The sequence below is a fragment of the Pseudodesulfovibrio karagichevae genome (assembly GCF_041414475.1).
Taxonomy (GTDB): Bacteria; Desulfobacterota; Desulfovibrionia; order Desulfovibrionales; family Desulfovibrionaceae; genus Pseudodesulfovibrio; species Pseudodesulfovibrio karagichevae.
In genome coordinates, this window is the sequence record NZ_JBGLYH010000014.1 from 69,146 (window position 1) to 80,348 (window position 11,203).

Here is an 11,203-nt window from a genome sequence, read left to right on the forward strand (position 1 = left end):
AATTACCTCCCGCCAGCCCGCTTCCGGGCGTATATGTTTAGTTGCAGATCCATGGTCTCAGCCGGATTGTCATACAGAAAGGGATGTCTTCTCTTGCGAATGTTCTCCACGTAATAGCGGAATCCGGCCCCGCGCAGGACGGCCAGTATGGCCTCCAGCCCTTGCGGCCGGCCCTTGAACGAGTGGTATTCGATGAATATGTTCGCGGCCTGCGCCAGGGCATCCGAGCAGTCGACGGCCAGGGCTTCCTCGGCGCCCTCGACATCCAGCTTGAGCAGGGAAACCGGCCCCCGGGCAAGCAGTTCATCGCGCAGCCGCACGGTCGACACCTCGATCAGCGTTTCCGCGCCGCCGCGCGCGCCGCCCACAACCACGCGTCCGCCGTCGGCCCCATCCGAATGAAACAGGGCCGGGCCGGAGGCGTCCATGACAGCCTCATGGCGAACCTCCACGTGGGAACGGGTGTCGGCACCCAGATTGGCGGCAATATTTTCCGAGAGAAAGCGACCTATCCGCGGGTCGGGTTCGTAGGCGACGAGAGGGAACCCGGGATAATTTATCCCGAACCACAACGCGCTGAGCCCCACGTTTGCCCCGCAATCGAGTACCGCCCCGGCCGGAGCGCTTTCCCGATCGAAACGGTACACCTCGTACCAGAATATATCCCGGAACTGGTAGACGAAACTCAAGGCGTCCGGGACGTTGAAGGTGAAGTCGAGAAAGCGGATTTCCACGGGGGTGAACCGGGGAAAGGATTCGAACCGCTCACGCAGGCGGTAAAACTCCTGTCGGCATTCCTCTTCGGAATAAAGGGTAGCCATCAATATTCCTCCCCTGAACGGCGTCTCGAACCGGCCCGGACGAACCCGGCGCAAGCGGGAAGCAACCGCGACGGACGGGGCGTCAAATTATTTACCCCATTAATGATTTTTCTCGCATCTGCCAAGTCCCCACCCTCCGACCGTAATCAGGGTACAATAAAACTTGAATAAAACAAGCATGTTAAATTTTCACGCGTCTGTGGCCCGGTTGGCCCTTCCAAAAAAATCATTAACAACCTAATGTTTTTTCCCGGTACATCCGATCGGATTTGCCAAGCAAGGATCACGCCAGCAACCGGCACGGAGGCCGCCGGACCTGAATTCCCCGTGGGATTACCGGGAATCGCCGCACGGCGGGGCGGCAAAAATTGACGGTTATTTGACAGCACGGGGGCTACCGTGCGCCCGACCCGGAAAGAACGGGCCCTGCCCGGCGCAACGGCCCCGAGCCCTGAACGGAGCCGCGCCGCCCTCGCGGCCCGCCCGGCAGCGGCGGGAACCCGGCTGCGCGGGCCGTGGCGGTCCCGCAGCGGCCGATGCCGCCAACGCGGCCGCCGGAGCCGCCGCCCCTCCACCCCATGAGTTGGAACATTTCTTGAATGAATGAACGATACTTTCGGGAACCGAATGGGCGGACCGGCGGGATATCCGCCTCCCCCTGGCGGTTCGCCGGGGGAGCGGGGCGATGCCCGGCTCATGGAACAACACCAACGGCCGTAGTTGGAGGAAATGACTCAGTGGAAAAACGTGACCCCAGCCTCATCTTCGCGGTGGAAACGACCTTCGGGTGCAACCTGTCCTGCCCCGAATGCGCCGTCGGCAGCGGCCTGGCGAACAGGGGGAAAGGCGTCATGTCCGGCGACTTCTACGACGTCGTGGCCGAGGCCATCGAGCCGCACTGCGCATACGCCTATCTCCACGTCTGGGGGGAACCGCTGCTCAACCCGGACATCTTCAGGATAATCGCCCGGACCGCGAAATTCTCGAAGAGCAACATCAGCACCAACGCGAACACCATCGACGCCGACAGCGCGGCAAAGCTCATCGGCTCGGGCGTGACCGACGTCATCGTGTCCATCGACGGCGTGACGCAGGAGGTCTACGAGCGGTACCGCCGGGGTGGAGACGTGCGCAAGGCCATGGAGGGGCTGGCGCTGCTCGCCGCCGAAAACCGGCGCACGGGCGGGGCGGTCAAGATCATACCCCAATTCCTGGTCTTCGAGCACAACCGGCACGAAATGGAAGCCTTCGGGCGGATATGCCGGGACCTGGGGCTGGAAGCGTATTTCAAGCCGCCCTACCTGCGGGAGGGGTCGCTGCTCAAGCCCTCCGACATCCCCGAATACGTCCGCGACAACGGTTCGGACGGGGAAAAACGGGCCGCCCGCATGCGCGCCTGCCAGAACGCGCGCAACGTCTTCACCATCCTGCGCGAAGGACAGGCAGTGTGCTGTTGCTACGACAACGACGGGCAGGAGGTGTTCGGCGACATCGCCCGCCAGGGCGTCCGGGAGATTTGGGACAGCCCCGAATACGAGCGCTTCAGGTCTGACGTCCGCAACGGGAATTTCCCGGAATTCTGCAAACGCAACTGCCTCCTGTAGGGCGGCGATCACCAAGGCTCCGCAAGGTGCACAGGAAAACGAAAAAGGAAGTCCCATGACCATCGACTCCACCCGCCCCAACCACTCCGCCGCTCCCGTCCCGGACGGGCTCAGGGTCAACTTGTGCTGCGGGACCAACCTGCTTCCGGGGTACGTCAACCTGGACGTCAACCCCCCGGCGGACATCGTCATCGATCTCGACGAAAAGCTCCTCCCCTTTCCCGACGCGTCGGTCCGCCACCTCGTCTGCATCTCCGCGATCAATTACCTGGCCAGGGAACGCGCCGCCGAGGTCGTGGCCGACGTCCACAGGGTGCTCGTTCCGGGCGGCATCGCCCGGTTCGCCGTGCAGGACCTGCGGGAGCTCGTCTCCCATTACCTCCAGGGCGACGCCTTCTACGCCGAGAAGCTCCCCGACGGCAGGGACCGGTTTCCCGGCGCCACCTTCGGCGACAAGCTCAACGAATTTTTCGGCGGGTTCCGGGCCGGGACCAAGCGTTGCCGCCACGTCTACGACTTCCAGTCCCTGAGCCTGCTCTTCAGCCAGGCCGGTTTCGATTCGATCCGGCGCATGGAGTACCGGGAAAGCGCCATCCCCGGCATCGAGGCCATCGACAACCGGCCCGAGCAGATGTTCTTCCTGGAGGCCGTCAAGTCGCGGGACCTCGCCGAACTGGCCGGGGCGGAACGGGACAAGGGAATCGGACTCTTCGCCGCAGGCGAGAAGGACAGGGGATGGCAGCACGTCCTGCGCTCCCTGGAACTCAATCCGGCCGACGCCCTCGCGGCCCTCACGGCCCTCGGCGTGGTGCGCGGAACGGGACGCCCCGCCGACGGCATCCGCCTGATCGACGATTTCGTCGCGGCGGGCGGCGAGGACGAAAGGGTGACGGGGCTGAGGGCCGAATTCGAAAGAAAGGCGGCCTGTGCCGACCCCGAACGGGAAGCCGAGGTCAGGACCCGGCTCGACCGCTTCGACGTCCAGGCGGAAACCGGCTTGCAAGGCACCGACGAGGAACATCTGGCGGCCTGTTTCGACTGGTTCGAGTCCGCCCGGCTGGCCGCTCCCGACCGGGGCATTCCAGCCTTTTACGACCCGATGTCGGCGAGTTACGGGTTCTCCTACCCTGAAGTCACCGGGTACATCGCGGCCACCTACGCCGCGGCGGCCAGATTGCCCGGCCGCGCGGGGCTGCTCGATGCCGCCAAAGCGCTGGGACAGTGGGAGCTTGACATCCAGTCCCCCCTCGGCGGAGCGGGCGAATCCCTGGGCTTCTACCATCCCCGGCCGCGCGTCTTCAACACCGGACAAGTTATGCTCGGCTGGCTCGCCCTGCACGAGGCCCTGCACGACGACCGTTTTCTCGAGGCCGCCGTCCGTGCGGCATACTTCACGACCCTGGCCCTGGACGGCGAGGGGAAATGGGCCCGCTACGTCTACGCCGGGCCCAGAACGTACAAGTCCCGCGTGGTCTGGGCGCTCCTCGAAACGGCCAGGCGCTCGAGCGGACCCCGTTTCCGCACGGCCGCGGAACAGGCAACGCGCTGGATCCTATCCAAAGCGCATGACAACGGATTTTTCGACGAAACGAGCCTGGGCGACCCGGGAAGGCCCTGGACGCATCTCACCGGCTACCTCCTCACGGGGCTGGAGAAATCCCTCGGCTACGAAGAGGCGGACATCCCCCACGACAAGATCGTCTCGCTGCTCACCAGGGCCGCACGGAACATCCAGGCCGCGCTGGCGACGCCCGAGCCCGGCGCGCCCTGCCTGCCCGGCCTGCCCGGCACCCTCGACGCCCGCTTCCGGAGCGAGGACGCCTGGTCCTGCCTGACCGGCAACGCGCAGATCGCCTTCTTCCTCATGCGCATGTCCCTCCGTCTCGGGGATGAAGGCATGAACGAGGCGGCCGGGGCCCTCGTCGACGGGCTCAAGCGCCTCCAACTGACGGGCGCGCAGCTGGAACCAGGCCTTCGGGGTGGGCTCTTCGGCTCCTGGCCCGCCGGCGGAAACTACTGCCCGTACGTTCTGCCGAGCTGGGGAATCAAATTTTTCGCCGACGCCCTTCTGGCCAGGATGCTGCCGCCGGAAGCGCTGGGTTTACTGGGTTAACGAACCGCACGATTGGAGAGCGACCACCATGTCCGCACTGTTCGACCATGCCGCACGACGGCGCAAGCGCAACCGCCCGATACGTTCCATCGAAGAGGGGCTGTCGCTGTCCACCGCCTTGTTCGCGGGCGGAAACCACAACGAGGCCTTCGACCTCCTGGAACAAATGCTGCTCGAAGGGTTCACGCCCGGACAGGACATCCTCGTCCTGGCCCATGACCTGTTCGGCAAGCTCGAGGACAGGAGCCGCTACGCGCTCTACCAGTCGCGCTGCTACGATTTCCCCATCCGGCCGGGCGACAAGGTCCTGGACATGGGCAGCGGGCACATCCCCTTTCCCCTAGCGACCCACCTCGCGGACATAACCTTTTCCGATCACGCGCTGGGCCGCGCCGGGGAGCCGTTCCGGTTCGTCGACGGCAAGCCCTGCTACGAGTGCAGCGTGGAAAGCACCCCCTTCGCGGACAAGGAGTTCGACTTCGTCTACTGCTCCCACGTGCTGGAGCACACGGCCGACCCCGAGGCGGCCTGCGCCGAATTGTCCCGCATTGCCAAGCGGGGGTACATTGAGACTCCGGCGCCAAGCAAGGACCTGTTCCTGAACGCGGCGGGCGTATCCGGGCACAAGTGGGCCGTGGACAACAGAGACGGGGTCCTGTCCTTCCGGGAATACTCGCCCGGACAGATGGAATGCATCGGGCACGGCATCCTCCAGGACATGCACAACGCCCCGCGCACGGACCGGGAACAGGCCTTTTCCGCCCTGGTCAACCTCATGGCCCGCAACCTCAACACCATGCTCATGTGGGAGGGCGGCATCGACGTCGAGGTCTCGCCCCGGCGGCCGCGCCGCGGAAGCGAACCCGCCCGTCCCCTCGCCGCTCAGGCCTCAAGCGGGACCGCGTCCGAGGTTCCGGAACGGCTCTCCATGGTCCAGGGGCACCTCTTCTACACTCCCTACGTCGAGGATTTCTACGCCCGGCATCCCGGCCTGGAGCAGTCCTCGTTCAGGACCCAGATGGACGAGCTCGTCGGCGACGCCTTCAGCGGCATCCACATCCTCCCGCCCTATCTGGAGCCCCTGGGCTACGACGCCCGGCTCATCGTGCCCAACTGCCGTCCCGCCCAGGAGCAGTGGGCCAGGGAACACGGCGTGCCCTTCCCCGAAGGCGATTGGGTCCGCGAAACGACCCGGATGCAGCTCGAGGAGATCGCTCCCGACGTGCTCTATTTCGGCGACCCGGCCTGGTTCGACTCCGCCTTTGCCCGGAGACTGACGAAACGGCCGCGCCTCCTGTCCGGATGGCGGGCGGCCAATATCCCCCACGACGTGGACTGGACCGACTACGACCTGATCCTGTCGAGCCTTTCCGGCATCCGCCGGGCGGCCCTCGACCTCGGAGCCAGGGCGGCCGAGCACTTCACACCCGGATTCCCGGCCTGGTATCTCGACCAGATCGGTGAGACCCGCCAGGAATGCGATGTGGTCTTTTCCGGGCAATGCACGCCCACCCAGCACGTCCAGCGAAACCACCTGCTCACCGTCATCGCCAAGGCGGCCCAAAAGCACGGATTCAGCTTCAGGGTGCACGCCTCGCCGAGCGACCCGGAACTGCAAAAGGCTCTCGCGCCCCATCTTCGTCCCCCGGTGTTCGGCATCGAAATGCTCAAGGCGCTGCGCTCCGGGGCGATCTCCTTCGACGCCCGAGGGAGCATCGGGCTGATGAACTACGCCGAGGGTTCGGGCCGGGATCTGGCGCAGAAGGAAAGCGCGAACATGCGCGTCTTCGAGACCCTGGGAGCGGGAACCTTCCTGCTGACCGAGCCGTATGACAACATCACGGCCATGTTCGAACCGGGCCGGGAGCTCGAAACGTTCGCGGACGAAAAGGAGTTGGTGGACAAGATCCTCTATTACCTGGCCCATCCCCGGGAACGAGAAGACATCGCCCGGCGCGGGAGAATGCGCTGCCTGGGCGAGCACGAAATGGGCATCAAGGCCAAACTGTTTGATTCATACGTCCGCAGGCACATCCGCGCGGCGTCCAACTAACGCGTAACTTGCAGGATATACCCATGAGAATAGGCGCCCTCGTACCAGCCCGCATCTCTTCCAGGCGGCTCCTGAAGAAGAACATTCTTCCCCTCGGCGGGAAGCCGTTGATCCACTGGACCCTCGACGCCCTGCTTGCGTCGCAGTCCTTTGACGACATCACCGTTTCCACGGAAAGCGACGAGGTCGCCGACGTCGTCCGGCAACGCTATTCCGAGCGCGAAGTGCGGATACTCAACCGCCCGGCGAGCATGGCCGGGAGCAATTCGCCCCTGCGCGACGTCGTCCGGCATTACCTGGAGAACAGGACGGGCATCGACTTCATGGGACTGTTCATGCCCACCTATCCCTTCCGCAAGCCGCACAAGCTCGTCGAGGCCTGCCGCGAGATCAGCTCGCGGCACATCCTCCGGGTGGAGTCCGTCAGCGAGGACGAGGTCTGCTCGCACGACTACTATCACCCCTGCGAGGGCGGGTTCAGGCGTTTCCTCAAGGGACCGGCCTCCTACTTTCGCTACAATTCCTCCTGCTACGTCTTCTTTCACCGGGACTTCCCGGAACAGGCCTACTTGGATAGCGGCTATAACATCAACGAAAAGACCTACAGGCTGACCCTCGACTGGCGCGAAAACATCGACATAGATACCAGAGAGGACATGGCCGCAGCCTGCGAGGCCCTAACCGCTCGGGAACGAACCCTTAAGCCCGTGGTCAAGACCGAACGTGACGGCTGGACCCTCATCGCGCCCAAGGGACTCGATGCGGACGCCCTGTTCGACCACCTGGGCCAAGAGCGCCTCGCCGACCGGGACCTTCCGCTCCTGATCCTCGAAACCGCCAATCCCCCCTTTTTCATGAACCGGCTCGGGAACTCCGTGTCGCGCTTCCGCTATGCGACCGAGGAAGCCGAACATTACCTCTTCTCCAACAAGAAGATCTGGGCCACGCAGAACGGCCAGCTCATCCCCACCCACTACACGCAAAGCCGGGCCATGCGGCTTGTGTCCGCCCCGGCATCGGGTGGCCCCTTTGGCGGCTCGTTCAACCCGGACAGCCTCAGGGACTATGACTCCCCCGAGGAGACCCTGATCCCCAGAAACCGGGTGCTGCTCCTGGACGACCTGAAGCGGCTCGGCCTGTACGTCGAACCATACGAATACGGCCCGGCGGCCGAGGAAGCGCCCGCGCCCGAACGGCACCTGCGGGTTGCGAACGGAGAATGACGGGGCGGCACCGCACGGCGGGAGGCCACTCCGAGATACAGCGAGGGCATGGACCCGGGAGAAGAAAATGAGACTCGTGACGGCCACAGATCATATCGCCCCGCCCGTTCCGGGGGATGAGGAGCGGTACCTCTCGATTATCGAGAATCAGCAGCGCGCCATAGCCTTTTTCCGCGAACAGATCGAGCGGATGGATCCCGACGGCGACGCCCTGGGCATGGACTCCATGCCGAGCACGGGAGCGTCGTCCAAGGAAGAGCTCAAAAAGATACTCGACTACAACAGCAATACCATTCAGTTGTTGCTCTGCCGCTATTCAAACCAGCATCAAGAGAGCTGGTTCGAGCTGATATCCAGATACAATTTCTCCGAACACCCGTGTGAAGACAACAACTTCATGCTCCCGAACATCAAGCTTGATGACGAGATAAGCGAACTTCTGGGACTGAGGGATTTACAAAGGGTAGGAACATGGGGCCGCTACAAGGTCCTCGTCGATACGTGCGACGAGCCAAGAAGAAAAAATAACAAACGTGCACTGCTGATCATTCATTGCAATATTCACAATCTGGAGTCGAGACAAGAAAATCTTGAACATGTCATCGGAATGTACTTTGATGAATTGAAGCAAAGAGGCGTTGAAAATGTCATTGTCTACTCATCCAACCAGTTCCAGACAAGGCATGACGAACAGGCGCAACGGATTCACCAGACGCACTGCCATTGGTCGCCGTATTCGACGGCGTTGTTCGCCTCCAGGGTCCTGGATGAATACGGCGACGCCATCGCGCTGTCCTCTCCCTACATAATAAGCCATCTCCTCGACAACAATCTCCAATTCGAGTTCGACAGCTCTCTGGTCATCGACGACAGGGGCAAGTTGGAGGAGTCGTTCCGGAATATCCTGTCCCATCTGGACCGGAAGGACGGACGGGGATGACGGGCGAACACGGCACGCGGCGCTTTCCCCGCGCCTCCGGCGGATGCATTGCCTTGTTCGGCTCGCAATATGGTAAACGAAATCACGCCACACAGTTCTAAACAGCATAGAGGATGTTCACGATGCACAAGTATCCCGCACGGAGAGAAATCGATCTCTCGAAATTCACCGGAAGCGAAGGGCCGTTCGAAACGCGGTATGGGCTGCCGGAGACGGTCAGCTACTGCAACAAATGCGTCGTCTCGAACCAACGTCCCGTGGGAGCGGTGGAGTTCAAGCACACCAAGCAGAGCATCAAGAAGACCGTCCAGTTCGACGGGGAGAACGTCTGCAACGCCTGCCGGTACGCGGAAAAGAAATGGAGCACCTTCGACTGGGACGCCAAGGAGGAGGAGCTCAAGGACATCTGCGCCCGCCATCGCCGGACCGACGGCGCCTTCGACTGCATCGTCTCCGGCTCCGGAGGCAAAGACAGCTTCTTCGCCGCCCACATCCTCAAGTACAAATACGGCATGCACCCCCTGACCGTGACCTGGGCGCCGCACATCTACACCGACTGGGGCTGGAAGAATTTCCAACGGTGGATACACGCGGGCTTCGAAAACATCCTGGTGCACCCCAACGGCCTGACCCATCGACTGCTGACCCGGCTGGCCCTGGAAAATCTCCTGCACCCGTTTCAGCCCTTCATACTCGGGCAAAAGGGGATCTCCCCGAAGATCGCCCACAAGTACAAGATTCCCTTGATTTTCTACGGGGAATACGAGGTTGATCTCTCCAAGAAGACGCACAGCAAGATCCAGGACGCGAGCTTCTACACGAACAAGAACGCGGACGACATCGTCCTTGCCGGGCTGAGCATCGGAGAGCTCAAGGAGAACTTCGGGCTGACGAACAACGACGTGCGCCCCTACCTGCCCATCATGGAGGATGAGAAGAACGACTTCCAATGCGAGGTCCACTACCTCGGCTACTACCTGCGCTGGCATCCCCAGCACAACTACTACTACGCAGTCGAGCACGGGAACTTCGAGGCCGCGCCCGAGCGCACCCCGGGGACCTACACCAAATACAACAGCATCGACGACAAACTCGACGACCTGCACTACTACACCACGTTCATGAAATTCGGCATCGGCAGGGCCACCTACGAGGCCTTCGCCGAGATACGCTGCGGCGACCTGACCCGCGAGGAAGGGGTGGCCCTGGTCAAAAAATACGACGGGGAATTTCCCGAGCGCTTCATCGACGAGCTGTTCGCCTACCTGAGCGTGCCGGCAAGCCAGTACCCGGAGGCCCATGCCCGGTTCGAGCAGCCCGTCATGGACAGGGCGTATTTCGACAACCTCTGCGACTCGTTCCGCTCGCCCCATTTGTGGAAGTGGACCGGGACCGGATGGGAGCTGCGGCACCCGATCTGGAAGGAGGGGACCGGGGAATCCGTGCACGCCGAGGGATGGCGCGGCAACCAGTACGCCAGCTACCGCAAGGACGTCCCGTGATCCCCTTCCGCCTCATCGCCAGGCTGGACATCAAGGGCCCCAACCTGATCAAGGGCATCTGCCTGGAGGGGCTGCGCGTGGTGGGCAATCCCGGCGAGTTCGCCCTGGAGTACTACCGGCACGGCGTCGACGAGATCCTGTACATGGACGCCGTCGCCGCCCTGTACGGCCGCAACAGCCTCGGCGAGCTTTTGCGCAGCACGGCAAGGAACATTTTCGTGCCCATCACCGTTGGCGGGGGCATCCGCTCCGCCGACGACGTGCGCGCCATGCTCCGCTGCGGGGCGGACAAGGTGGCCGTGAACACCGCGGCCATCGCCAATCCCGCCCTGATCACGAAAATCGCGGAGACCTTCGGTTCGCAGTGCATGGTGCTGTCCATCGAGGCCAAGCGCAGGGCCTCGGGCGAGGGATGGGAAGCCTACGTGGAGAACGGGCGCGAGCATACCGGCCTGGACGTTGTGGACTGGGCGCGCAAGTCCGTGGATTTGGGGGCCGGAGAGATCCTCCTGACCTCCGTGGACCGCGACGGGACCTACAAGGGGTTCGACGTCGACCTAGTCGAGGCCGTGTGCCGGGCCGTCCCGGTGCCGGTCATCGCCTCCGGGGGCATGGGCTCCCCGGAACACCTGGTCGAGGTGGTCCGGAACTCGGGGACCAGCGCCGTGGCCATGGCCAGCGCCCTCCATTACAGACGCTGCACGCTGGAAGACGCCCGGAGCAGCCTCGCCGAAGCCGGGGTCGGCATCGTCCCGCACAACGAATGGCCGGACACCGCCGGATCGGACGGTTGACGCCGCCCGCCGGACCCCGCGCTAGCTGTGGAGTTGCAAGACGTTGTTCACAGCGGCTCCCAATCGGCTGATAGGCGTTTTATGCTGTAACGCCGAATGATTCCTGTAATAATTGTATTCATGGAGCCAGCGAGGCAACTCGCTGGCTCTTTC

Annotated in this window: 8 protein-coding genes; 7 read left to right on the forward strand and 1 reads right to left on the reverse strand. The window is 63.2% G+C overall.

Translation table 11 applies throughout. The features are described from left to right. Positions 1-2: 2 nt before the first annotated feature. Positions 3-821 (reverse strand): FkbM family methyltransferase, encoded by an 819-nt coding sequence (locus tag AB6M95_RS07130; protein WP_371386051.1) that lies wholly within the window; start codon positions 819-821, stop codon positions 3-5. Between the two features lie 737 nt (positions 822-1,558). Here AB6M95_RS07130 and AB6M95_RS07135 point away from each other — a divergent pair. The 7 genes from AB6M95_RS07135 (at position 1,559) to hisF (ending at position 11,050) form a co-directional block, all read left to right on the forward strand. Next, complete coding sequence (locus tag AB6M95_RS07135; RefSeq protein WP_371386052.1) at positions 1,559-2,425, forward strand: radical SAM protein; 867 nt, start codon at positions 1,559-1,561, stop codon at positions 2,423-2,425. A gap of 55 nt (positions 2,426-2,480) precedes the next feature. After that, positions 2,481-4,538, forward strand: a complete 2,058-nt coding sequence (locus AB6M95_RS07140) for a class I SAM-dependent methyltransferase (protein ID WP_371386053.1) — start codon at positions 2,481-2,483, stop codon at positions 4,536-4,538. Between the two features lie 28 nt (positions 4,539-4,566). Next, positions 4,567-6,591: a glycosyltransferase family protein gene (locus AB6M95_RS07145; protein WP_371386054.1), complete on the forward strand. Its 2,025-nt coding sequence runs from the start codon at positions 4,567-4,569 to the stop codon at positions 6,589-6,591. Positions 6,592-6,614: 23 nt separating this feature from the next. Next, positions 6,615-7,814 carry an acylneuraminate cytidylyltransferase family protein gene (locus AB6M95_RS07150; protein WP_371386055.1) on the forward strand — a complete coding sequence of 400 codons (1,200 nt, stop codon included), beginning with the start codon at positions 6,615-6,617 and terminating at the stop codon, positions 7,812-7,814. 67 nt (positions 7,815-7,881) lie between these two features. Further along, the gene (locus AB6M95_RS07155) at positions 7,882-8,754 is read left to right on the forward strand and encodes a hypothetical protein (protein ID WP_371386056.1); all 873 of its coding nucleotides are present in this window, start codon (positions 7,882-7,884) and stop codon (positions 8,752-8,754) included. A gap of 122 nt (positions 8,755-8,876) precedes the next feature. Continuing rightward, positions 8,877-10,256, forward strand: coding sequence for an N-acetyl sugar amidotransferase (locus tag AB6M95_RS07160; RefSeq protein ID WP_371386057.1), 1,380 nt, complete (start codon positions 8,877-8,879; stop codon positions 10,254-10,256). Then, the gene (hisF, locus tag AB6M95_RS07165) at positions 10,253-11,050 is read left to right on the forward strand and encodes an imidazole glycerol phosphate synthase subunit HisF (RefSeq protein WP_371386058.1); all 798 of its coding nucleotides are present in this window, start codon (positions 10,253-10,255) and stop codon (positions 11,048-11,050) included. Before AB6M95_RS07160 ends, hisF begins: the two co-directional genes overlap by 4 nt. The last annotated feature ends 153 nt before the right edge of the window (positions 11,051-11,203 follow it).